23 protein-coding genes and 1 other RNA gene are annotated in these 22547 nt (G+C 39.7%); 15 read left to right on the top strand and 9 right to left on the bottom strand.

The features are described 5' to 3' along the window. Position 1: 1 nt before the first annotated feature. Both fabZ and lpxA read left to right on the top strand, forming a co-directional pair. Positions 2–487: a 3-hydroxyacyl-ACP dehydratase FabZ gene (fabZ, locus tag MN200_RS09745; protein ID WP_010326983.1), complete on the top strand. Its 486-nt coding sequence runs from the start codon at positions 2–4 to the stop codon at positions 485–487. Continuing rightward, entirely contained in the window at positions 484–1272 is a 789-nt protein-coding gene (gene lpxA / locus MN200_RS09740; protein WP_010326982.1) for an acyl-ACP--UDP-N-acetylglucosamine O-acyltransferase, read from the top strand. Before fabZ ends, lpxA begins: the two co-directional genes overlap by 4 nt. Positions 1273–1331: 59 nt before the next feature. Here the strand turns inward: lpxA and MN200_RS09735 are convergent, their stop codons facing one another. Next, positions 1332–2177 (bottom strand): YbgF trimerization domain-containing protein, encoded by an 846-nt coding sequence (locus tag MN200_RS09735; RefSeq protein ID WP_242759291.1) that lies wholly within the window; start codon positions 2175–2177, stop codon positions 1332–1334. 274 nt (positions 2178–2451) lie between these two features. Here MN200_RS09735 and ffs point away from each other — a divergent pair. Together ffs and MN200_RS09725 are read left to right on the top strand one after the other, a co-directional pair. Further along, an RNA gene (ffs, locus tag MN200_RS09730) (signal recognition particle sRNA small type) lies at positions 2452–2548 on the top strand. A gap of 33 nt (positions 2549–2581) precedes the next feature. Then, positions 2582–3793: a hypothetical protein gene (locus MN200_RS09725; RefSeq protein ID WP_242759290.1), complete on the top strand. Its 1212-nt coding sequence runs from the start codon at positions 2582–2584 to the stop codon at positions 3791–3793. Positions 3794–3906: 113 nt separating this feature from the next. Here the strand turns inward: MN200_RS09725 and MN200_RS09720 are convergent, their stop codons facing one another. From MN200_RS09720 to MN200_RS09705, 4 genes are all read right to left on the bottom strand, one after another. Beyond that, positions 3907–4512 (bottom strand): regulatory protein RecX, encoded by a 606-nt coding sequence (locus MN200_RS09720; RefSeq protein WP_242759288.1) that lies wholly within the window; start codon positions 4510–4512, stop codon positions 3907–3909. A gap of 106 nt (positions 4513–4618) precedes the next feature. After that, on the bottom strand, positions 4619–5662 hold the full coding sequence (recA, locus tag MN200_RS09715) for a recombinase RecA (protein WP_005401034.1): 1044 nt from the start codon (positions 5660–5662) through the stop codon (positions 4619–4621). A 114-nt stretch (positions 5663–5776) separates the two neighbouring features. Beyond that, positions 5777–6220: a S4 domain-containing protein gene (locus MN200_RS09710; RefSeq protein ID WP_004696588.1), complete on the bottom strand. Its 444-nt coding sequence runs from the start codon at positions 6218–6220 to the stop codon at positions 5777–5779. Continuing rightward, the gene (locus MN200_RS09705) at positions 6213–6887 is read right to left on the bottom strand and encodes an HAD-IA family hydrolase (protein WP_242759286.1); all 675 of its coding nucleotides are present in this window, start codon (positions 6885–6887) and stop codon (positions 6213–6215) included. The genes MN200_RS09710 and MN200_RS09705 overlap by 8 nt, the downstream gene beginning before the upstream one ends. A gap of 667 nt (positions 6888–7554) precedes the next feature. Here MN200_RS09705 and MN200_RS09700 point away from each other — a divergent pair. The 4 genes from MN200_RS09700 to MN200_RS09685 all read left to right on the top strand — a co-directional run bounded on the left by MN200_RS09700 (position 7555) and on the right by MN200_RS09685 (position 10510). After that, positions 7555–7800: a hypothetical protein gene (locus MN200_RS09700; protein WP_004696593.1), complete on the top strand. Its 246-nt coding sequence runs from the start codon at positions 7555–7557 to the stop codon at positions 7798–7800. A 320-nt stretch (positions 7801–8120) separates the two neighbouring features. After that, positions 8121–8372 (top strand): hypothetical protein, encoded by a 252-nt coding sequence (locus MN200_RS09695; RefSeq protein WP_058869818.1) that lies wholly within the window; start codon positions 8121–8123, stop codon positions 8370–8372. A 497-nt stretch (positions 8373–8869) separates the two neighbouring features. Then, entirely contained in the window at positions 8870–9724 is an 855-nt protein-coding gene (locus tag MN200_RS09690) for a 3'(2'),5'-bisphosphate nucleotidase CysQ (RefSeq protein WP_058869817.1), read from the top strand. Between the two features lie 54 nt (positions 9725–9778). After that, positions 9779–10510: a histidine phosphatase family protein gene (locus MN200_RS09685; protein WP_058869885.1), complete on the top strand. Its 732-nt coding sequence runs from the start codon at positions 9779–9781 to the stop codon at positions 10508–10510. 134 nt (positions 10511–10644) lie between these two features. Here the strand turns inward: MN200_RS09685 and MN200_RS09680 are convergent, their stop codons facing one another. After that, positions 10645–11085 carry a hypothetical protein gene (locus MN200_RS09680; RefSeq protein ID WP_058869816.1) on the bottom strand — a complete coding sequence of 147 codons (441 nt, stop codon included), beginning with the start codon at positions 11083–11085 and terminating at the stop codon, positions 10645–10647. Between the two features lie 468 nt (positions 11086–11553). Between MN200_RS09680 and MN200_RS09675 the strand changes: the two genes are divergently transcribed. After that, positions 11554–14169 (top strand): M66 family metalloprotease, encoded by a 2616-nt coding sequence (locus MN200_RS09675; RefSeq protein WP_058869815.1) that lies wholly within the window; start codon positions 11554–11556, stop codon positions 14167–14169. 234 nt (positions 14170–14403) lie between these two features. Here MN200_RS09675 and rpsT read toward each other — a convergent pair whose 3' ends face one another. Further along, on the bottom strand, positions 14404–14670 hold the full coding sequence (gene rpsT / locus MN200_RS09670) for a 30S ribosomal protein S20 (RefSeq protein ID WP_004696602.1): 267 nt from the start codon (positions 14668–14670) through the stop codon (positions 14404–14406). Positions 14671–14883: 213 nt separating this feature from the next. On the opposite strand from rpsT, the gene MN200_RS09665 reads away from it, so the two are divergent. The 3 genes from MN200_RS09665 to MN200_RS09655 are packed head-to-tail and all read left to right on the top strand — an operon-like array spanning position 14884 to position 16899. Continuing rightward, complete coding sequence (locus MN200_RS09665; protein ID WP_058869814.1) at positions 14884–15549, top strand: nucleoside-diphosphate sugar epimerase; 666 nt, start codon at positions 14884–14886, stop codon at positions 15547–15549. A 14-nt stretch (positions 15550–15563) separates the two neighbouring features. Next, positions 15564–16070 (top strand): ribonuclease E activity regulator RraA, encoded by a 507-nt coding sequence (gene rraA, locus MN200_RS09660; protein ID WP_058869884.1) that lies wholly within the window; start codon positions 15564–15566, stop codon positions 16068–16070. Positions 16071–16119: 49 nt separating this feature from the next. After that, complete coding sequence (locus tag MN200_RS09655; protein ID WP_004981887.1) at positions 16120–16899, top strand: glutathione S-transferase N-terminal domain-containing protein; 780 nt, start codon at positions 16120–16122, stop codon at positions 16897–16899. A 156-nt stretch (positions 16900–17055) separates the two neighbouring features. Here MN200_RS09655 and MN200_RS09650 read toward each other — a convergent pair whose 3' ends face one another. Together MN200_RS09650 and MN200_RS09645 are read right to left on the bottom strand one after the other, a co-directional pair. Then, positions 17056–17967, bottom strand: a complete 912-nt coding sequence (locus MN200_RS09650) for an alpha/beta hydrolase (RefSeq protein WP_058869813.1) — start codon at positions 17965–17967, stop codon at positions 17056–17058. Positions 17968–17989: 22 nt separating this feature from the next. After that, positions 17990–18529 carry a PadR family transcriptional regulator gene (locus tag MN200_RS09645; RefSeq protein WP_058869883.1) on the bottom strand — a complete coding sequence of 180 codons (540 nt, stop codon included), beginning with the start codon at positions 18527–18529 and terminating at the stop codon, positions 17990–17992. A 170-nt stretch (positions 18530–18699) separates the two neighbouring features. Between MN200_RS09645 and MN200_RS09640 the strand changes: the two genes are divergently transcribed. The 3 genes from MN200_RS09640 to MN200_RS09630 all read left to right on the top strand — a co-directional run bounded on the left by MN200_RS09640 (position 18700) and on the right by MN200_RS09630 (position 22535). Further along, complete coding sequence (locus MN200_RS09640; protein WP_058869812.1) at positions 18700–20724, top strand: NADPH-dependent 2,4-dienoyl-CoA reductase; 2025 nt, start codon at positions 18700–18702, stop codon at positions 20722–20724. Positions 20725–20919: 195 nt separating this feature from the next. Beyond that, positions 20920–21333: a nuclear transport factor 2 family protein gene (locus MN200_RS09635; RefSeq protein WP_058869811.1), complete on the top strand. Its 414-nt coding sequence runs from the start codon at positions 20920–20922 to the stop codon at positions 21331–21333. Between the two features lie 80 nt (positions 21334–21413). Beyond that, positions 21414–22535, top strand: a complete 1122-nt coding sequence (locus MN200_RS09630; protein WP_058869810.1) for an alpha/beta fold hydrolase — start codon at positions 21414–21416, stop codon at positions 22533–22535. Positions 22536–22547: the final 12 nt, after the last annotated feature.

Below are 22547 nucleotides of genomic sequence, written 5' to 3'. Positions count from 1 at the left end.
GATGACTGAGTCGAATTCTACTAGTTTCACGAAACCTGAATTGCCAATGACGATTCAAACCATTCGTGAGTACTTACCACACCGCTATCCTTTTTTATTGGTCGATCGTGTTGTTGATGTGACTGAAAATGGAATTGTGGCGTATAAAAATGTGTCTATTAATGAAGAATTTCTTCAAGGCCATTTCCCTAATTATCCAATTATGCCTGGTGTTTTGATTGTCGAAGCATTAGCGCAAGTTTCAGGTATTCTTGGTTTCATCATGAACAATGAGAAACCGAGTGAAGGTTCTTTGTTCTTGTTTGCAGGTGCAGAGAAAGTTCGCTTTAAAAAGCAAGTCGTTGCAGGCGACCAATTGGTGTTAAAATCAGAATTGGTTATGCAGAAACGTGGTATTTACAAATATAATTGTATTGCCACCGTTGACGGTGTAGTAGCAGCATCTGCGGAAATTATGGTTTCGCATCAGAAAATAGAGCAATCATGAGCAATAACGAATTTATTCACCCAACAGCAATCATCGATGCATCTGCCGTGATTGCAGCAGATGCAAAGATTGGACCGTATTGTATTATTGGTCCAAATGTCACTATTGGTGCAGGTACGCAGTTACATTCGCACGTAGTGGTCGGTGGTTATACACGTATTGGAGAACACAATGAAATTTTCCAATTCGCAAGCGTGGGTGAGGTCTGCCAAGATCTAAAATATGCAGGTGAAGAAACCTGGTTAGAAATTGGTGACCATAATAAAATTCGTGAACATTGTAGTTTACACCGTGGCACGGTTCAGGATCACGGTATAACCAAGATTGGTAGCCATAATTTATTGATGGTAAATACGCATATTGCGCACGACTGTGTGGTCGGTGATCATAATATTTTTGCAAACAACGTCGGCGTGGCTGGCCATGTTCACGTAGGTGACTATGTGATTGTCGGCGGTAACTCGGGTATACACCAATTCTGTAAGATTGATTCTTATAGCATGATTGGTGGTGCATCATTGATTGTGAAAGATGTACCTGCTTATGTGATGGTTTCTGGTAATCCTGCACATGCTTTTGCGATGAATGTTGAAGGTATGCGTCGTAAAGGTTGGTCTAAAAATGTGATTCAAGGTTTACGTACAGCATTTAAACTGATCTATAAAGAAGGTTTGACGACAGAGCAGGCTTTAGAACGTATCCGTGCAGAAATTTTGCCTGAAGTCGCTGAGGTACAATTGCTCATTGACTCCTTAGAACAGTCAGAGCGTGGCATTGTGCGTTAAGTTTAATCCAAAGATAAAAAAAGACACTTCGCGTGTCTTTTTTTATATCTGTAGGAAAATTATTTTTTAAAGAAAGAGGTTTCTTCAGACTTGGGATATTGCTTAAGAAGTTTGGCTTTGTATTGGTTGGCCTGAGTCGAGTTTTTATCCACTTCTTTGGCAATATTATAGAGTTGATAGACGGCTCGAGGCGCGCGCGAAGAGTTTGGGTATTGGTTTGCCACAATCCCGTAGTTCTTTTTCGCTTCTGCATAGTTGGTAGGTTCAATCGCTAAATTAAATTCCGCTAACCAGAAATATGCATTGCTGATGTAAACACTGTTGGGATTGTTTTTAATAAAATTTTGCATGGGGGCAATCGCTTTCTTCGCACCACCTTGCTTATAGGCATCCAATGCGACAGTATACGCGGCTTTTTCTAGCTCAGATGGCTCTGATGTGTTTTGCGTACTGACCACTACAGGTGCTTTGTTTACTGCGGCTGCGGTTGTGTTACTGCTGGGGTTGGTGATTGTGGTGTTACTGGGAGGAGTATCCTGTTGGTTATCCTCCGTTGTGGTACTCGCTTCAGGGTCTACTTTTTGCTGAAGTAACTCTAAGCGTTGATCTAGGTCAGCGTAACGATTTTCCAACTCATGTTTGAGTTGAGCGATCTCGTTGTCTTGCTCTTCAAGTTTACCGCGTAAACTACGCAAATCACTTTCTAATTGTTGGTTCTTTTGCATGATTTGCCAATTAATATTGGTTGCTGTTGCACTCGCACCTGTGTCTACTGCGACGCTGGTTGGATTGACACTATTGTTCGTTGCTTGGCTTAAGCCGCGAGATTCAATTGGAATATTGGCGAAAACAGGCGTTGTGCAAAGTAGGGTGAGGGCACATAGGCTATGCTTCTTTAGCATCATAAAATATCCGTGTTATAAGGCTTTGATGGGGGACGCATCAAACAAAATTCATTTCCCTCATTAAAAACGGCAACGTTATGAATTGCAATAAGCTTTTACATTGTTGTCGTATATTTAGGTAAATGAATGTAGCCTAGTCGTTACCAAAAATTGAGCGATTTTTCTTGAGTTTGTTTTATAAATAGTCAATTGAATGAAATACTTATTGAAAAGTCGTTTATAGGCTTGCAACTTAGGGAAAAATCTCTATACTCTGTTCTTGCAATGGTAGCCCTGCCGGTTACTTCGCAATTGTACTCTACGAACCCCGCCAGGACCGGAAGGTAGCAACGGTAGTAGAAATATGATGTGCCGAAGGCTTGCTGGTAGGGTTGCCACCAGTTTTATAAATAAAAAGAATAAATATGAAAGACTACTATGGCATTGATGCAGGTCTAGTTGTAAGTATTGAATCCTCTGAGAAAGTGAAAAGTATTCTGCTTTTTCTTCTATTTTTTGCAATTACCATTATTTTTATCTATTTCTCAATTCTATATTTTATTTCAAATGGATTCTCAAATTATATTGTCGTAGGTATTTTTCTATCTTGCTTGTGTGTTTTATTCTGTATTTTTTATTTGTTGTTGGAAAGTATAAATACCGAAATTCTTTTTAATGAAGACCATCTTCTCTATCGTAAAGTTTTTTCAGTCAAAAAAGTACTCTATAGTGAAATAAAAGGCTACCAAATCTTACATTTTAAAAAAAGAAGTCGTCTATTGTTGGTCGATCAGCATCATCAAGTTGTCAATATTAGTTCAGATTTTGAGTCATATAAAAGAATTTGTAATATGTTTATGGCGCATTTTGAAGATATTGAGGCCGTCAATAAACGAGAGCAAGAACAAAATTTTATACAAGAACATACAAAAAATATTTCCAGTGAACAGCAACAAAAATATTTAAAATATGCATTAAGAATTAGAAAAATTTTAGATTCATTGACGGTTATTATTTTCTTTTTAGCTACTATATTTGATTGGTCAGATTTTTTATTTCATGGTATGGCATTGGTTTATCTATATCTTAGTTATCCAAAGCATCGTAATTTTTATATTGTTTATATGCAAAAGGCTAAAATCTCTACCGAGATGCTGGCTTTTCTAATTATGCTTGCATGCAATATTTTATTTTTACGGGATATTATCCAGCACCACGATTTAGCTTTTTTATTTTATTCATTGATATGTATGAGCTTTCTGGTATCAGCTCTATATGTTGTATTTAAAAAGAAGTTTGCTCAAAAAATGAAGCGGCAAATGATCATGGTGATCGCACTTGCTCTACCTATTGTCGGTATTTATTCTGTGAGTTTGGTGGGTATTGTGAATAGCATAAATGATAACAGTATTTTAAGTTCTCAAGATGTGCAGGTCGTAAATAAGGAAAAAAGTGAGAGCAGCAGTAGAAGAAATAGATATGCAAATTATTATTTGGATGTTCGAATGTCTGATGGTGAGGTGCGGCGTCTCAAAGTAAGATCTAGTGAATACTATAATACAAGTGTTGATGGTGGTTATAAGATGACACTACATAAAGGTAACTTAGGCATCACTTGGTCAGCTTATGAGCTGTAGTAAATTAGATTTTTAGCATTTAAGGTTTAATAGATGATAAGCCTGTTTACGTTTTCTTGATATAGCTAGATGACAGATTAACCATGTGTGGGCTAGTGCAGGTAAATAGCCGTTTAATCTTCCACTTTTCTAGAAATCGCTTTCATAATCGCTTCCATTTCAAAGCCACGATACATTAAAAAACGGATTTGCTTGGCTTTTAGTTTTGGATCTGTTGCGACCTCAGTTCCATACTTTCTAACTTTGAGTTGATAGGCTTGTTCGACCCAATCTGTTTCTTTTAGTTCTTCTAAAATTAAACCAGTGTCAATCTTTTTGTTTTTTAGCGCCAGTTTAATGCGATTAGGGCCTTTGCCTTTACGCTTTTGGCTCGATAAAGTGATCTCAGCCACACGTTGATCACTCTGATAGTTTTGTGCTGAAAGCTCTTCAACCAGTTTAATCACTTCTTCGCGGTGCATTGCCCATGTGGCCAATTTTTCAATCAATTCTGCTTTTGAATATTCTTTACGTGTTAATACTGCAAAGGCATAAGAACGTAGACGAGAACCTGTTAAACCTGTGGGTTTGGGTTGATTCTCTTCATCAAAATCTAAAGCAGCAGCAGTTTCTTGTGTTACCTGCGTGTGGCCGTATTGAGTAGCGGGGGATTCATCCTCACCAAATTGTTGTTTGAGAGCATCATAGTCAAGAAGTTTGGGGAATTTTGAATTAGGCATAATCGGCTATGAAATAGATCTGAATAAACAAAACGCCCCGTAGGGCGTTTCTTAGTGTAAGCCTAAATGTCGTGTAATAACATTTAATCTTTTTCGATACTTTTAATTAAGCATCTAAAAAGTCTGGCTCTTCTTCATTCTCTTCTACAGGCGCAGCATTTGCAGTCGTCAGTAGTTTTTCTCGAATGATTTTCTCAATGGTTTCAGCCAACTGAGGGTTTTCTTCAAGGTGACGGATCACATTGTTTTTACCTTGACCAATTTTATCACCTTGGTATGAATACCAAGCACCTGCTTTTTGTACGATTTCTTGTTGAACAGCCAAGTCTACAAGTTCGCCCAAATGATTGACACCTTTACCATATAGGATTTGGAAGAGCGCTTCGCGGAATGGAGGTGCCATTTTGTTTTTGACAACTTTCACTTTGGTTTCAGAACCAACGATTTCATCGCCTTCTTTGACTTGACCTACGCGACGAATGTCTAAACGCACAGACGCATAGAATTTCAACGCATTACCACCAGTCGTGGTTTCAGGGCTACCAAACATTACACCAATTTTCATACGAATTTGGTTAATGAAAATCACCATACAGTTTGAACGTTTTGCATTACCTGTAATTTTACGTAATGCTTGGCTCATTAAACGTGCCTGGAGGCCCATGTGTGAGTCGCCCATTTCACCTTCAATTTCTGCACGTGGTGTCAATGCTGCAACAGAGTCGACAACGATGAGGTCAATGGCACCAGAGCGAACCAGCATGTCTGCAATTTCAAGTGCTTGCTCACCATGGTCAGGCTGAGAAACCAAGAGATTGTCAATATCTACGCCAAGTTTACGCGCATACTGTGGGTCTAAAGCATGTTCTGCATCGATAAATGCACATGTACCACCTGCTTTTTGACATTCGGCAATCGCTTGTAAAGTCATGGTTGTTTTACCTGAAGATTCAGGACCATAAATCTCAACGATACGGCCTTTTGGTAAGCCGCCAATGCCTAGAGCAATATCAAGTGTCAAAGAACCCGTTGATACCGCTTCAACAGCTTGTACGGTGTTATCGCCAAGACGCATTACTGTGTTTTTACCAAACTGCTTTTCAATTTGGCTTAGCGCAGCATTGAGCGCCTTGCTTTTATTATCATCCATCTTACAACCTCAAAACGATGTCACGGATATTTACTGAATATGCTCAGTATAGTGACAGATTTAGTCTGTATCTTCTATAAAAGTCAGATCGTGTGCGACACAATATGACGCATGTCATTCATCATCATTATAAGACCAATATTGGTCAAATTGTTGATCATTTTCTTGTCTAAACTTACTGATATCGCGTCGGTCTTTTTTACTTGGACGATGATCAGGTCGAGCTAGATTATGCAACTTTCTTTGGCTTGCAATCAATTCCCGTCGTGTAATACTGACTTCAGTTTCTTCATATAATTTTTGTGCAACAGGAGCGGGACCACGCACGTCAGAGAGTTCTTTGATCACCACGGTTTTCTTGTCAATACCTTGCTGTATGGTGAGTTCCATTCCAACCCGAACTTCTCTCGATACCTTGACACGTTCGCCATTGTGGTGAACTTTGCCTCCCTCAATTGCATTTTTGGCGATTGAACGTGTTTTAAAAAAACGTGCTGCCCATAACCATTTGTCAATGCGCATGCCGACAGCATCTTCCGCTAAAGTGGATTTACGCATATTTGGCCGTGACCTCAGCTTGCTCTAAATAAGGAATTAAATCGGTGAGCTGATTTAAGATCGGATAAGGGCTGGATGTCTTGCTTTGACCTAGTGATGAGGGTTGAGCAATGGTAAATAGGTTTTGAATGCCATAACTTTCAGCACCTTTTAATACTTTTTCAGTGTCATCGATAAAGTAACACTGTGTGGCTGCAAAAGGATAGCGTTCATGGAGATGTTGCCAAAACTCAGTAAACTCTTTGGCATGACCGAGGGTTTCGCTGCTAATAATGACATCGAAATATGAGGCCAGTTTCGTGTGTTCGAGTTTGAACTTGAGTCCCTCACAGTCCGCATTAGTGGCAAGCCAGCAAGGATAGCCGTTACTTTTTAAATAGTCGAGAAGTTCAAGACAGCCTTCACGTAGGCTAACTTTATGCTTAAATTCCTGCTGCAAAGCGAGCGTATCTACGCCAACTTTAGCTGTCCAAAAGCGCGTAGAATACCAATTGAGTGTATGATTATGGGTTTGATAAAACTGAAACAGGGCCTGAGTACTTTGTTCTAAAGAGCACTGGTGTTGTTCAGCATAACGGATAGGAAGCTGATGATTCCAAATAAAATCATCATAGGCAAGATCCAGTAATGTACCGTCCATATCAAAAATGATAATTGGCTTTTCCACTCAAAAAATCTCCAATATTTCAAAGTTCAGCAATGGCTATAGAAAACAGTTAGCAACTGATTTAGCAGTTTTGCTTTATGCAAATATGACGTAATTATAGCGTATAGATGCATAAGATGACGGATTTGCATAGCCCATTGTCAAAAATTGAAGAATACGGGATCTCAATTTTTTAAGTAAGAGTATATAAGATGTGTTAATCGTACATTGATCCACAACAATATTGAACTTCAGCATAAGAAATGATTCACCTTATGGAGAAGGAAGAGTTTTTGTAAACATCCGATGAGAGCGCTTAGCGCTGTCATTATTATGGAAAATCTCCACTGTTGCTGCTGACCTAAATCAGCCATGGATTACAACGGACAGCATCATTGGTTTTGTCAGCTTTTCAGTACTACTTAGCTATTCGGCTCTCATGTCTATTTCATCAAATGTTCATTTTATATTGATACCATTAACACCACCTGAGGGTAGTTTTTATGTTTGAAGCTAAATTTAAACCACTTCAGCTGGTGGAGAAAGGTTGGCTGTATTTAGCGGATTAATGCGATAAACGTAAGTTTTCTGACAAAAATGAAAATAAAAAAAAGTGGTTTTGCTGGTTATTTACACAAGAATCGGTTAAAAAAGATGTGGCGAATGAGAATAAAATAGAGAGGAATGGATGAGTGAATTAAATTTAGATTTTTTAGATGAAACCTTAGATAAATATGAAGCAAAAGGTAAGAAAAAGGCCATTAAAAAAATCCGTATTGGTTATATGCTCTATGCAAAGTTTATGTCGAATAAAAAATTTGCAGAAAATGTAATGAGTTCATCTTTAGATCCAAATAAGCGGACTTATCGTAATACCAAGATTAAAATTACGCATGATGAATATGAGTTAACCTTTTTACGTAATGATGATTAAGTATTGAATTGTGTTAAAAAACCTTAAGGTTTCATTTATTTGAAATATTTGAGCTGTAGAGTGTGTGACATAAAGCAATGAAAATATAATGATTAGATGATGTTTGTGCAGTTAAGCCTGTTTATTTGGAGAGAGGTAAACAGGTTTTTTATTATAATAACTTTCTGGTCTGAGTGATTACAGACAAAAAGCCCGATTTGTTTTCATACTGATCGGGCTTTTATTTTTCTATTGAAATGAAAATAGTGAGAAAGATGATTTCTGACATCTTTTGATCATATTATTCATGGATAATCTTTTTTATTTTGAGTTGCTTCGATATGTCAATTGTTACTGCAAATGAACTAGATGATATTTTAAAAGAATTAATTTCCAAAAATAAAAAGCCTGAAAAAATTTTGATTGGTTATAAAGCATATAGCGAGCTTATGAATGATCGAAAGTTTTTGCAAGAAGTCGCTAGCTCGGCTATGGATCCGAATAAAAGAAAGTATCAAAAGATTAAGATCAAAGTCACACAGGATGAATATCAATTAGAAGTGAAGTGTTCAGATAAAAATGAGTCGCTGTAAAGTAATTTAAAAAAACTGCAGGGATACCGCATTTTTTAATTGATGTATTTGAAATACAGGTTTATACTACACTCGAAATTAAAGCGCTGTAGCTTTTCTTGTTTTATATCCCACGCTTCCATGCGTGGGATTTTTTTGCGCGATGATTTTTCATAAAGAAACCACTTGGATGTATAAAGCTGAAAAGAAATTAAGCGTAAGTACAAATTAGAAGCGGTCAGTTTTTGACTTTCTCTAGCATCAATATTTAAGGTGTGGGTAAAGGTAAAGTCAGGTTGATTGGACCACTCAACCCAAAGTCAAAAGAAGAATTGGAATTGAGTGATATTTCCTGAGTGTCTTAGGCGTATAATATTTTTAAGGCAGTGTTGAAAAAAGTGTTCACGTGTTCTCACTTTGAGGTGACAGCATACCGTTGAATACAAGGCGATGAGAATGCTGCTATCCCAATAGATGAACTTCTCGATCTATAACTTAATGAATAAAAAGGCGGTCTCATGTTTAAGCCCACAACTGCACCTCAAGATGCACTGATATTGCAACTTGTACCGATTGTGACTCAAGCGTGCGAGATTTTGCGAGAGGAGTATCAAGCTTATGTTGCAGGTGGTGATTTTACAGTTGAACGAAAATCCGATCATTCACCTGTCACGCAAGCTGACTATCGTGTCAATCAATTTATTACCGATGCTTTAAACAAAGCCTTTCCTCATTTGCCTGTTCTTTCTGAAGAAGGGCAGCATGTGCATAGACAGCAGTGGCAGTCTTTTTGGATGCTTGATCCCTTAGATGGTACGAAAGAATTTTTGCATCAACGTCCAGAATTCACTATCAATCTCAGTCTTATCGAGGGTGCGCATACAACTTTTGCGGTGTTGGCTATTCCTTGTGAACAGCAAGTTTACTTCTGTCCACTACGCGGTCAGCCGTTAAAATACAATATGGAAAAAGACGTATGGTCTGAATATGCTCCAGTTGAAAACCACAGTGCTGTTCAAGTCGGCTTAAGTCAAAGTAGTCAGAGTAAGCCGCAGTATCAAGTATATTTAGAGCAGTTGGAAAAACTTACGCCTATTCAAGAGTATCGCGCAGGGAGTGCATATAAGTTCTGCATGGTGTTAGAAGACCGAGTCGATATTTACCCGCGCTTTCACCCAACGAGTGAGTGGGATACCAGTGCTGGACAGTGTTTATTAGAGCGAATCGGTGGTGGTTTGGTTGATTTTCAGGGACGACCATTCGTATATAACCAAAGATTGAGTTTATTGAATGGCGGTTTTATTGCATATCGAAATAACGATATGAAAAAACTGGCATTACAAGCACTTGAACTAATGCCTTCGTCGGCTTGAGCTAAAAACTGAGCGTGCTATAGTGTTTTTTGAATTATTGAGTTGCTAGTGATTATGGTCTTAGAGTTACTCCCGCCTAGTATGTTGAAGGCAATCGATTTATTGCCAGATGCAAAAACGCCAGTGACGTTGTTTACACGTCATTCCATTCGTGAAGTTGTTACGGGTCAGGGGCTTGCAGGCTATGATTTACAGTTGACGCATCAAGGGCGCGATTTGGCACAGGCATGGGGTTCCTATCTGATCGATAATACGGATCGAGTGATACAACACTGTATTTCTAGCCCAATTCAACGTTGTATTGATACCGCTGCGCTAATGATTCAAGGGGCAGATGGACAAACCCTTGAGCCAAATACCCACCGTATTGAAATTATCGAACAAGGTTTATTGGTTGAGCCAGGCAGTTTTGTTTTGGATATTAAGCAAGCTGGGCCTTATTTTCAGCGTCAAGGTGCTCTAGGATTTATTAATAGCTTTGTTAATAATGCCTTACCCGGTATGAAGCATCCGATTCATGGCGTCGTAGATGTATTGGAGCTTATATATAACACGCATCCGAACAACCCTTATGGTTTGAGCCTTGCGGTCAGTCATGACACGATTTTAGCTGCGATTTTGGCGGTTATTTCAGGGCGCACGATTGTGACCAAAGAAGACTGGCCGAAAATGATGGAAGGTCTTTTTGTGTGGTTTGAGGGAGATGTGTTTTTGGAATCAAAATTGAAATGGATTTGGCGCGGAGAAATGAATGAACTGAATATTCATGAATTTCAAAATCTGTAAGTGATTTGTTTATTAATAAAAATCAGCTATAAATCTCGTTTCTTCATTTAGACAGTTGTTTGAACGAAAAAAGAATATACGAGATTTATAGATCGATCATTCGTCAACCTTATTAAATGCTATATCGCATCAGTTTAAATTTTTGCTTTGAGTCGATTGGGAAAATCGAGCAAGTCGATACTTAGGCCTTCATCATTTAAAGGCCATAATGAGGTATTCACTGCTACGCTGTGCTGATGAATGCGATTGTATTTATCTGCAGCAATGAGTGTGGCAATCTCATGATTCGAAAGGGTATATGCATTGACAACATCGGCTGGATATTGAGTACGGTCATAAAACTCAGCTTCGCTTTCCCCTTGGTGTAGTGCAAAAATACGTTCAATTGCAGGCAAATAGACGCCATAGCCTAACCACGCATCAACGCCCTGAGAAGCCTGAATTTCTGCGGTTCCACGCATATTTGAGATGACTTTGGCGAGTATGTCTTTTTCACCTTTGGCATGAAAATACTCAATATATTGTTGTTCTGTCAGTTGGAATTTTTCAAGTGTTGGAAGAAATTTATTAATCATGCTATTCCCCAGTAGAACATTCTATGTGGTTTCATTATAAGAAAACAGAATACCATAATTTATTTATGGGATTTTAATTTTAATCATTTTGGATTTAAAAATTAAAATAAGTTACATGCTTACAAAGAAAATTAATTGAAATATATTTTTTTATTGATTGACAAATATTGGCACTATATTGGTGCAAATTTAAATGTATAACTCATCATTATTTTTCATAAATTCAAGCCCTGTCACAGAACTTTTATTTTTCGGGCATTAGTTTCAAGACCGATAAAAAATATGTCCTGAAGTGACAAATTATGTAAATTGAATATGTATAGAAAATAGTGTTAAATAATTAAGCTTTTGATTTATATAAATTATTAATGGTTTTTTAATTTTTATTTGTGACTATTTTGGGGGGGAGATGTGAAAAGTGTGAATGAGTTCTTGTATTGCAAGCTAAGTCTTTGCGTTGTAACACTGATGTTAGCTGCGTGTGGTGGAGAAAGTGGAACCGAAAACTCTACAACGTCTGTAGTGAAAACCTATGCTGAACCTACACAGGATGTGGCTGATGGAAATACATTGGGTTATTTTGATTACGATGCAAGCTCCAATAGGCGTGTGATACGAAATGACTTAACTGGTAACTTCGAAGCAATGCTGCAATTTGGTCAGAGTCATGTGGTTGATCCAAATGGTAATGAAAGTAAAAAAATGCCGCGTCTGACGATGGAAAAAGAAGCGCTATTGTTAGTTACGCCAACTGATAGCATGGGGAAAATTGATGGTCTGAGTGCTGATATTTACATGAATAATCAGTTGCTCCGCACAGTTACATTTAACGATCCAACTCAGATTCCTCAGTCTGATCAAACCAATACCGATGAGCGTGCGCGTGTGCAATATAGTAAGCGTGCGTGGAGTGCTCAACTCAATTGGGATGAAATACGTCCAGGTTTGCGTATTCAGTTTAAAGATTCTCATGGACGGCAGGGGCAAATTGCGGAAGATAAAATTGATTTTGCCTCTCCGGGAGAGTTGGTCTTAAATAATATTCGTATCGGCATGTTAACTGCTCCCCCTGTTTTCAATGGTCACTATATGCTGAATGATCCTGTTCGGGCAGGTTCAGATTACTTTCAAACGATTCCAGCTGCTGAAATGACCGTTGCAAAATATGATGATATTCAGTTAGATCGCGTCATGATTGCCGACGGGACGATTTACGATACGGCAAGTGCCAGCCAAGGCGGGGTTTATGAGGGTGACATGCGTGAAAACGTGGGTAAGTCGACATTTAGCGTAGGCATTAATCTAGCAAACTGGGGCATTACCAGTGCTTCGATGGCAAGTCAAAATCAACCACAATTAACCCAAACCGTAGTTGCACACCATAGCCGTGGAAAATATGCCAATGGCGAAAGTAATCATGGTTTAAGTGGTGGTAACGGCATGCTGACGTTGTATGATTCGGTTGGAAACGAGTTTAGTCATGAAATTGGACACCACTATGGACTGGGGCATTATCCTGGGCAGGAGGGTGATAACCAGTTCTGGACTTCACATCATGCGGATAGTGGTTGGGGTTACATTCCGTATCGCAATATGATGCGGGGTAATTTGATTTGGAATAATAAGGATTTATGGGCTAATTCTACAGGAATTGCAAATTTTTTAGCTTTATATCCACATAGCCGAGATGCAATGTCTGGCGGTTATGCATCAAGCTCAGTTTCACGTTATATCCACTATACGGGCTATAGCACTTATTTAAAAATTCAACCGCACTTTAACCGTTATGTGTGGGACAAGACTTCACCGACGGGTTATAAAAAATGGAATGAAGTCACACGGCAGATGGAAGTGGCTCAACCTACTATGCCAGATTCTGCTGCACCTGTTTGGTATCAACCAAAGCAAAACTATTTACGCCCACGTGTCTTTGGTGAGCCTGTAGTGACTATTTTGGGTGGCTATGACCCTGTTGCAAAGGCTGGGCTACTCTATCCTGCGGCACGTTCAAACTGGGGCAATGTTTATGATTTACCCGCTGCAAATACGGCGTTAAATCAGGATGCATGTTGGTTAAATGTACAGTATCCAAATACAGTAACCAATATTGCACTGGCTCCGACACGATTAGGTAGTAATGCCAATAAATTACATGTCAATTTAGCGCTTGCAGATCACCCTCAAAAAGTTGATTTATATTGTAAGCAGGCCAATGCTGCTGCCAAATTATTATCGACTACAGTGATTCCCCAATATGTTACGGCTATTACGTCTGCAGTTAAGATTGGGAAAGCACAGGGTTATAAAGCCTTACGCGATGTAGAGTTGCCCCTACTTGAGCAAGGGCTACTGAATCAAGCGGCGAACAATATTATTGTTTTGTCACCAAACGGTTTAATGCTTTATCAGGCTTATAAGTCATATAAAAATGAGATGAGTTTAGCTGCACAGCAGGTGCTTGAGCGTTATGAAGAGCAAGAAACTAGGTGGATGCGTTTAAATCGTTGGGTAAATGTTTATTATGATGATTTGGGCAAAGATGTACCTGCTGCGATTGATGCACTCAATGCTTTTATCAAACAGCTAGGTTTACAACAAGATGACCCACTTGCACAAAGTGGATTGTTGAAAAATAACAAGAATTGCTTGAAAACAGAGCTGGCATCTAACCAAAAAATGGATGTTTACATTAGTGGCCCATCGGCTTGTACTGCTGATGATACTGAGCAGTGGGTTTATGACAGTTTAGGACGTATCCATAGCAAAGCGGCTATGGGGCAGTGTTTAACGGGTAATGGAGGAAGTGCTAAAGTCACCTTGACTGACTGTGTGGCGAATAATACAGCACAAGTGTGGTCAATGGATGCCACGACGTCTGCCATTAAACAATCAGGACAGTGCTTAGACTTAAACTCGGGTAGTTTGGTAAATAACCGTCAGATTGCAATTCGATATGGTTGCTCTGGAAATAATAATCAACGATGGACAATGCTGAACCAAAATACAAGTATGATTTTAGCTGGGGCAACATCAAAAAACATTGGTATTTTAGTGAAAAACTTGAAAGCTCAATCTTTGAATTAAACCACTGCTCATCTGGCAAATGATTTAACATGAAATGAAAACGAGCTCCCTAAAGGGGGGGCTTTTTTTGTAAGTAGATGTTCTCGTGGGTGCGAGAGACGGCTGCTGGATTCTATTTAGGTTTTAAGTTGTATTCTTAGGTAGCAGATGTTTTGGAAAAGGTATAGGCGTTAGAAAGTTCAAAAAATAGATACAAAAAAAGCCCTTTAAAAAGGGCTTTTTTTAATGCATAAATTAGTTAGCTAAAGCTTTAACTTGTGCATTTAAACGGCTCTTATGACGAGCAGCTTTGTTCTTATGGATGATGCCTTTATCAGCCATACGGTCGATTACTGGTACAGCAGTTTTGTATGCTTCAGAAGCAACTGCGTAATCACCAGCAGCGATAGCCGCTACTGTACGTTTGATGTAAGTACGAACCATAGAACGTAAGCTTGCGTTGTGTTTGCGTGCTTTAACGTTTTGACGAGCACGTTTTTTAGCTTGAGCAGAGTTTGCCACTCGTGCACTCCTTGAAATAGATTGGTCTGGGCGGGCTGAAATTCAAACTGAAAACCACATCAGAAGAACAATCACCAGCCCGTAAACAAGTGGCATATTTTGATTAATATACGCAGTGAAGTCAAGTCTTGACATGCTTTGACTATATTTAAGATACATAAAAATTCTAAAGAAAAGGTAAGATTAGCCATCTGCATGGGAGTTTGTATAAAAATGACACAAAATATAGAACAAGCGATTGTGATTGGAGCAACGGGTTTGGTGGGCTTAAACCTGATTCAACAATTACAACAACTGCCAAGTTGTAGCAAAATACTGGCTGTGGTTAGAAAGCATAATGTGCAGCTCGACCAGTATGACAAAGTTCAGCAACTGGAGCTGGATGATTTTTTATTACTCAATCATGAGGATATTCAGGGCTACAGTCATGCTTTTAGTTGTTTGGGGACGACTTTAAAGAAAGCTGGTTCAAAAGAGCAGTTTTATGCCATCGACTATGTGGTGAATGCACATTTTGCTGAATTGTTTGTTTTGACCAAAACCCATTATGTGTTGATCAGTGCCTTGGGTGCGCAAGCCAATTCAAAAATTTTCTATAATCGCGTCAAAGGTGAGCTTGAAGAGACCATTCGTGGACTCGATTTATATAAGGTTAGTATTTTGCAGCCATCCTTACTGATCGGACAGCGTAATGAAGGTCGCATGTTGGAAGATATATTCCAAAAGGCTTATACCAAACTATCGCATTTTATACCAAAGCATTTTAAATATAAGCCAGTGACAGCAGAACAAGTGGCTCATACTATGGTCGAGGCTGCCCAAACGCAGACCGAGAAATTTGAAATATATGATAATTTACGCATACAAAAGACAAAATGAGGGGATGTGTGGTGATGACAACATTTGTGACATGCGATTTATTGGATGATCATCCTGAACTTGATTTACAAGTGGTCAGCCCATCAATGGATGGTAAGTTCTTTAAGAGCTATGGTGCGCGTAAAACCTTTGGTGGTCAGGTGGTTACGGTTAAATGCTTTGAAGATAACTCTCGGGTGAAAGAGCTGTTAGCAACAGATGGTACGGGTAAAGTATTGGTTGTGGATGGTGGCGCTTCGATGCGCTGTGCCTTGATGGGAGACTTAATTGCAGAGTCAGCAGTCAAAAATCACTGGAATGGTGTGGTGATTTATGGCTGTGTCCGTGATGTAGATGCCATTGCTGAACTAGATTTAGGTGTGCATGCTTTAGCTGCTATTCCACAAAAAAGTAACCGTAAAGGTGTAGGGGAAGTTGATATCAGCTTGCATTTTGGTGGTGTCACCATTCAATCAGGTCATTATCTCTATGCGGATAATAACGGCATTGTCATTGCAAAAGAAAAACTGGTCGATGCATAAGCACCAACCAGACTCATAACAACATCAACAAAAGATATGGACGTGTAATATGGTGAAGCATCAAATTAAAGTGATTCAGGCTCTTTTTTCTGGGCTTGCGCAAGGTGGACGTGGTGTAACAGGAACGCCGCATCCTAAACAACCTGAGCAACCTTTAAAGCTCTATGAGTTTGAAGGCTCGCCATATTGTCGTCGTGTGCGTGAAGTATTGACTTTGTTGAACTTGGATTATGAAGTGTATCCATGTCCTAAGGGTGGAACTAAATATCGCCCTTTGGTGAAACAGTTGGGTGGGAAAACCCAATTTCCTTTTTTACTTGATGAAAATACAGACACCAAGCTGTACGAATCTGAAGATATTATTCACTACTTATTTGAACAGTATGGCCGCAGTGGTAAAACACCGAAAAAGTATGCACATTATCCCAAAACACCTTATGTTGCTTATGTTGGGACATTGGTAAATGGAGCGAGTGGAGTGTGGATCAATAAGAACATTAAAGATCGCGTAGCGCCAGAACAGCTGTTACAACTTTGGGGATTTGAAGCCAGTCCTTATACTCGGATTGTCCGTGGTTTACTGACCGAGTTGGAGCTCCCTTTTAAGTTTCATAATGTGCCTAAAGAACGTTGGCAAGATCAAGGCCCAGCAGTACTGCGTTTGAAGCCGGGCAAGTATGTACCTTTGGCAGGTGGAAAGCGTGAGCAAGTTATGCAGGTGATGGGGCGTGATATTCAAGTGCCATATTTGGTTGATCCGAACACTGAAACGGCTTTGTTTGAGTCGGCGGATATTGTTGCTTATCTCAAGCAGACCTATGCAGCATAAGAAAAAGGCATCTCTTAGAGATGCCTTTTTTAATTCCTAAACATTGGTGTTTTATCGGGTTGATCTGTTTTTTGTCATTACAATGGAATGATGAATTGTATTTATCTTCAGCTATTATAAAAATATTCATCATTTGGCTGATAATACGACATGCATTTAAATATTCGTGGCGTTGAGGAAACGTGTAATTTCTTGGGAGAATTTGCGCGGTTCACTCAATAAAGGCGTATGCCCAGATTTTTTAAAGATCACCGTTTTGGCATGCGGTACGCTTGAGGCAATCAGCTTTTGTCCTTGAGCAGGATAAAGTTTAGAGTCTTCACCAATAAAAAATGTAGCTGGTCGGTCAATCTGACGGAGGGCACTGCGATAGTCTTCTTGATGATCAAGATAATTTTGAATATACCAAGCCATATAGTCTAAACGCTGGATCGGGAGCATGAATTTTTGCAAGTATGGCTGGTGAAATGCTTTTTGAAATAAAGCCGCAGTTCGAGATGGCGTGGCTTGTAGTTGAATAAAAGCAAACCATTGCTTAACCAGTTCTGTACGCATAGACGCTGTTAAGTCTGAGACCAAACGATACTGTGCATTTTGGGCCAATAGGTCTGCAATGTTTTGTAGGATGACTTTGAAGTCAGCATGCTTTTCAGCAAATAAACCATGTGGCCAGTCTGCATCTACGCTAATCTTGGGAGTTTGGTCAATGTGTAAATAGCTACTGATATGGTCTTGAAAGCGACCATATTGCATACCATGCATGGCTGTCGTGGCGCCCATAGAGTAGGCAATCACATGGAATGTTGTATCAGCATATTGATTTAGAAAGCAGTTTAAATCTTGCCAGTGGCTGGAAATCGCATCCAGTGTGGGAATTTTGCACTGCGCTGAACCACCAAAACCTCGCCAGTCAGGAATGTAAAAACGGTACTTTTTACGGTGTTGATATAAAAAAGGCAGCCATTGCCAACTTTGCATCCCTAAGCCAGATAAGACCAGTACTGGTGTGCCTTGTCCAAATTCTCGAACATAGAGTTTTTCGCCATCTGGCATTAAATAATGTGGCATGGTCAATCCTTTGTGTGGTTTTTTATTTTTCGAAGTTTTTAAGTGCTGGAATTATGGTCTCTAGCCATTCAATCCAACCACATTCTAAATTAATTCCAAGTTGTAAAATCATTTTATGGATGTATAAGGTGCGATCATTTTCTTCAGCATGACCAAAGTCTTTGGCAAAAATGCTTTGGTAAATTTGTAATTTTTCTTTGTGTAGGGTGAGATGTCGTTCCAGTTCAGGCAAAACCGTGTTGCCGCCAAGTTGAGCTTCAACACGCAGTCTCACCATCAGTTCTTCACGGAGCTGGGCAGGTGGGCTTTGTTTTACCAGCCAGTCGGCAAGTTCTGTACGTCCGAGCTGTTCTGCCTGATAGGTTTTTTTACGCGAGGTTGCACCATCATCTTCTATTGTTGAAATCCAGCCTTTGCTTTGCATAGCGCTGAGTTCTCTATATATCTGTTGATGTGTAGCATTCCAAAAGAAGCCCATTGAACGGTCAAAACGACGCGCTAACTCAATACCTGTGCTTGGTTTTTCAATCAAACTGGTCAATAAAACATGAGCTAATGACATTTCGGTAATATTTCGCAAATAAAATGGACGTAGAGTCATTATGCAACATGTTGCATAAAAAACAAATCTCGATTATAAAGATAAACATTATGCAACTTGTTGCATTAAATAATTTGATCTAACCTTGTATTTAAAAATACCAGCCAGCGAAAGCACGCCAAGGAGTACACATGTCTAATTATCCGCATTTACTTGCGCCTTTAGATTTAGGCTTTACCACATTAAAAAACCGCGTATTAATGGGATCTATGCACGTTGGACTTGAAGAAGTTGAAGGTGGTTATGATCGCATGGCGGCATTTTATGCAGAGCGTGCCGCTGGCGGTGTAGGACTCATTGTAACAGGGGGTATTTCACCGAATGATCATGGTGTGACTTTTCACGGTGGTTCTAAATTAGATACTTTAGAAGAAGCGGAAAAGCATAAAGTCATCACACAAGCCGTACATGATGCGGGTGGTAAAATTGCATTACAGATTTTACATACTGGTCGTTATTCTTATCAGGCTGAAAACGTTGCACCTTCTGCAATTCAAGCACCGATTAACCCTGTAAAACCCCATGCTCTTACTTCTGCTGAAGTGAATCAGACTATTGCAGACTTTGTGAATTGTGCAAAATTGTCACAAGTTGCTGGCTATGATGGTGTTGAAATCATGGGTTCAGAAGGCTACTTAATCAATGAATTTATCGCGGCACGTACCAATCATCGTGATGATGAATGGGGGGGAAGCTATGAAAATCGTATTCGTTTTCCGATTGAAATCGTAAAACGCACTCGTGCAGAAGTCGGTGAAAACTTTATTATTATTTATCGTCTTTCAATGCTGGATTTGGTTGAAGGTGGTTCGACTTTAGAAGAAGTGATTCAGCTTGCCAAAGAAATTGAAAAGGCGGGTGCAACCATTATCAACACAGGTATTGGTTGGCATGAAGCACGTATTCCAACGATTGCAACCAAAGTGCCGCGTGCGGCATTTACATGGGTGACCAAGAAGCTAAAAGGTTCGGTTCAGATTCCTTTAGTGACGTCTAACCGTATTAATACACCAGAAATGGCTGAACATGTTTTGGCTCAGGGTGATGCAGATATGGTGTCTATGGCACGCCCAATGCTTGCAGATGCTGAGTTTGTACTCAAAGCAGAACAAGGCCGTAGTGATGAAATCAATACCTGTATTGGTTGTAACCAAGCCTGTTTAGATCAAATTTTCTCCATGCAAATTGCGACGTGTTTAGTCAACCCGCGTGCATGCTATGAAACTGAACTGATTTTTAAAGAAAGTGCGGCTAAGAAAAATATTGCGGTGATTGGTGCTGGGCCTGCAGGTTTGAGTTTTGCGACTTATGCTGCTGACCGTGGGCATCAAGTGACTGTTTTTGATGCAGCCAGTCAGATTGGTGGTCAGTTTAATATTGCGAAGACTATTCCTGGTAAAGAAGAGTTTTACGAAACACTGCGTTATTTCAAACGTAAAATTGAATTACAACCCAATATCAAATTGGTGCTGAATCATACCGCAACTTATGAGGAACTGAGCGCTGAGAACTATGATGACATCGTGGTTGCAACAGGTGTGACTCCACGTGAGCTGACTATAGAAGGGATTGATCACCCGAAAGTGTTGAGCTATATCGAAGTTCTACGTGAGCGTAAGCCCGTCGGTAAAAAAGTCGCGATTATTGGTGCGGGTGGTATTGGTTTCGATACAGCAGAATACTTAAGCCATGAAGGTGAAAGTGGTAGTTTAAACCCACAAAAATTCTATGATGAGTGGGGAATCGACACCAGCTATGCGCATGTCGGTGGCTTAAAACAGCCAGTCTTGGAGCAGTCAGATCGTGAAATTTACCTTCTACAGCGTAAAGTGAAGGCAGTCGGTGCAAGCTTAGGTAAAACCACGGGTTGGATTCACCGTACAGGGTTAAAACATCGCGATGTAAAAATGATTGCAGGTGCAAGCTACGACAAAATTGATGATCAAGGCCTCCACATTACAGTGAATGATCAGCCAACGGTTTTAGAGGTTGATCACGTGATTATCTGTGCAGGACAAGAGTCTTATACTGCAATGTACGACCAGTTAAAAGCCGATGGTAAAAATGTGCATTTGATTGGTGGTGCGAAAGAAGCAGGTGAGTTGGATGCGAAGCGTGCGATTCGTCAAGGCGCTGAACTGGCTGCGACCATTTAATCGATAACAATCATTTATCCGCTTAAAATTTGTAATCAAGCTCCCTCTCCTATACGGAGAGGGTTTGGGGGAGATATTTTCCAAAATCTTATCTTTTCCCTCGTGTTGCCTTTTCTTTGAATCATATATGGTGCAAGAGAATGTGCTTTTATTGCAATTAGATTTGAGTAGATTCACTTTCATAAGGACATAAGAATGAGTTTAGCAACAACAAAACAAGCCTTGGTACGCTGGCATGATATGGTCATGACACGTGATATGAGTATCCTAAATGAGCTTTTAGCAGAAGATGTCGTATTTCGTTCACCTGTGGCATTTAATCCTTATTCAGGTAAGCAGGTGGTTTTTTTTATTTTAACTAATGTGATTCAGGTTTTTGAAAACTTTACTTACCACCGTGAATTTTTTACAGAAGATGGTTTAAGTGTCGTCCTTGAGTTTTCTGCCAATGTCGGCGAAAAAAAGCTCAAAGGGATTGACATGATTCGTTTTAATGAGCAAGGTCAAATTGTAGATTTTGAAGTGATGATCCGTCCTAAATCGGGGCTAGAGGCCTTAGCTATACAAATGGGACAGCGAATGGCAGCTTTTGCACCTCAAGCTGGATGATAAACGTGTGACTTGTTATTTATAGTTAGGCACGAAAATTGATGCATCACCAAGAAAGATAGGAAAAAGAAGTTACTGATATGAATGCTGTGTTCAGTTTGCTAAACCAATTAAGCCAAACGGCGTGGGATCGAGTGACTGGTGCGGAACAACCGAAGCTCTATGTTAACCCGCAAGGGCAAATTCAAGAGACTGTTGGGGCGCTTACACAGCTTCAGGAAAAGTACAGACCAACACCGTGGTTATCCAACACGCATGCCCATCTTTTATATTTTGATGTGATTCAAAAGCGTCGGATTCAATTGGAATACGATCATTTTGATCAATTAGACATGCAAGACGGTGGGGTCACTGGCATTATGTGGTTCGGTTATGACTTGCCTGAAGTGACGCCAACGGTTGTGGTTATGCATACGATTACGGGCTCTCCTGAAAGTATGCGTGAGGTGGTGCGTGACTTAAATCGCTATACGGGTTGGCGCATTGCACTGTGCTTACGCCGTGGACATGCAGACCTTCCAATGCCTGTACCCAAAATGAATCTTTTTGGTTCAACCGATGATTTACGTGAGCAAATTGCCTTTATTCAAATTACATTTCCAAGTTCAACGTTGTATGCGGTTGGCTCTTCTGCGGGAACGGGGCTTTTGGTGCGTTATTTGGGTGAAGAAGGGAGTCAAACCCCTTTTAGGGCGGCCTTTGCCCTGTGTCCGGGTTATAACACGGAGTTGGGTTTTGTAAATGTGCATCCCTTTTACAGTAAGGTCATGACCAAGAAACTGTTTAAGAAATTTATTTTTCCTTATCAGCAAACTTGGCAAGAAACGGCGTCTGTCTCGCAAGTTTTAATGACTAAAACCTTGGCTGAGTTTGAGTCGAGTTATTATGAAATGGCGGGTTATGTGGACTATGACAGTTATAAACAAGCCACAAACCCAATCTATGTATTTGAAAATGTCACCATTCCATTGCTGATTTTAAATGCAGAGGATGACCCCGTCTGTCATATTAAAAATTTTGAACCGTATAAAGACATGATCCGTCAAATGTCGAATATTGCGGTAGTGACCACCAAAAAAGGCAGCCATTGTGGCTTCTATGAAGGGGTACTCAATACCGAGTCTTGGGCAACCAAGCTGATTGCGGACTTTTTGAAACTGGAACATCAAAAAACACTAAAAAAAAGACCTAGAGCAGTGTAGGTCTTTTTTGAT

It is taken from the genome of Acinetobacter sp. LUNF3 (assembly GCF_022699605.1).
GTDB classification, from domain to species: domain Bacteria; phylum Pseudomonadota; class Gammaproteobacteria; order Pseudomonadales; family Moraxellaceae; genus Acinetobacter; species Acinetobacter johnsonii.
The sequence above is the reverse complement of the archived record's forward strand: the minus strand, read 5'-3'. Positions and strand labels throughout refer to the sequence as shown.

Excerpts from the sequence above, each read along its gene's own strand:
- MN200_RS09655 (WP_004981887.1), top strand. The coding sequence starts at position 16,120 with ATGGTGAAGCATCAAATTAAAGTGATTCAGGCTCTTTTTTCTGGGCTT.
- fabZ (WP_010326983.1), top strand. The coding sequence starts at position 2 with ATGACTGAGTCGAATTCTACTAGTTTCACGAAACCTGAATTGCCAATG.
- MN200_RS09685 (WP_058869885.1), top strand. The coding sequence starts at position 9,779 with ATGGTCTTAGAGTTACTCCCGCCTAGTATGTTGAAGGCAATCGATTTA.
- MN200_RS09695 (WP_058869818.1), top strand. The coding sequence starts at position 8,121 with ATGTCAATTGTTACTGCAAATGAACTAGATGATATTTTAAAAGAATTA.
- MN200_RS09700 (WP_004696593.1), top strand. The coding sequence starts at position 7,555 with ATGAGTGAATTAAATTTAGATTTTTTAGATGAAACCTTAGATAAATAT.
- recA (WP_005401034.1), bottom strand. The coding sequence starts at position 5,662 with ATGGATGATAATAAAAGCAAGGCGCTCAATGCTGCGCTAAGCCAAATT.
- MN200_RS09635 (WP_058869811.1), top strand. The coding sequence starts at position 20,920 with ATGAGTTTAGCAACAACAAAACAAGCCTTGGTACGCTGGCATGATATG.
- MN200_RS09630 (WP_058869810.1), top strand. The coding sequence starts at position 21,414 with ATGAATGCTGTGTTCAGTTTGCTAAACCAATTAAGCCAAACGGCGTGG.
- MN200_RS09645 (WP_058869883.1), bottom strand. The coding sequence starts at position 18,529 with ATGTCATTAGCTCATGTTTTATTGACCAGTTTGATTGAAAAACCAAGC.
- MN200_RS09640 (WP_058869812.1), top strand. The coding sequence starts at position 18,700 with ATGTCTAATTATCCGCATTTACTTGCGCCTTTAGATTTAGGCTTTACC.
- MN200_RS09710 (WP_004696588.1), bottom strand. The coding sequence starts at position 6,220 with ATGCGTAAATCCACTTTAGCGGAAGATGCTGTCGGCATGCGCATTGAC.
- MN200_RS09650 (WP_058869813.1), bottom strand. The coding sequence starts at position 17,967 with ATGCCACATTATTTAATGCCAGATGGCGAAAAACTCTATGTTCGAGAA.
- lpxA (WP_010326982.1), top strand. The coding sequence starts at position 484 with ATGAGCAATAACGAATTTATTCACCCAACAGCAATCATCGATGCATCT.
- MN200_RS09675 (WP_058869815.1), top strand. The coding sequence starts at position 11,554 with ATGTTAGCTGCGTGTGGTGGAGAAAGTGGAACCGAAAACTCTACAACG.
- MN200_RS09735 (WP_242759291.1), bottom strand. The coding sequence starts at position 2,177 with ATGATGCTAAAGAAGCATAGCCTATGTGCCCTCACCCTACTTTGCACA.
- MN200_RS09725 (WP_242759290.1), top strand. The coding sequence starts at position 2,582 with ATGAAAGACTACTATGGCATTGATGCAGGTCTAGTTGTAAGTATTGAA.
- MN200_RS09680 (WP_058869816.1), bottom strand. The coding sequence starts at position 11,085 with ATGATTAATAAATTTCTTCCAACACTTGAAAAATTCCAACTGACAGAA.
- MN200_RS09720 (WP_242759288.1), bottom strand. The coding sequence starts at position 4,512 with ATGCCTAATTCAAAATTCCCCAAACTTCTTGACTATGATGCTCTCAAA.
- MN200_RS09690 (WP_058869817.1), top strand. The coding sequence starts at position 8,870 with ATGTTTAAGCCCACAACTGCACCTCAAGATGCACTGATATTGCAACTT.
- MN200_RS09665 (WP_058869814.1), top strand. The coding sequence starts at position 14,884 with ATGACACAAAATATAGAACAAGCGATTGTGATTGGAGCAACGGGTTTG.
- rraA (WP_058869884.1), top strand. The coding sequence starts at position 15,564 with ATGACAACATTTGTGACATGCGATTTATTGGATGATCATCCTGAACTT.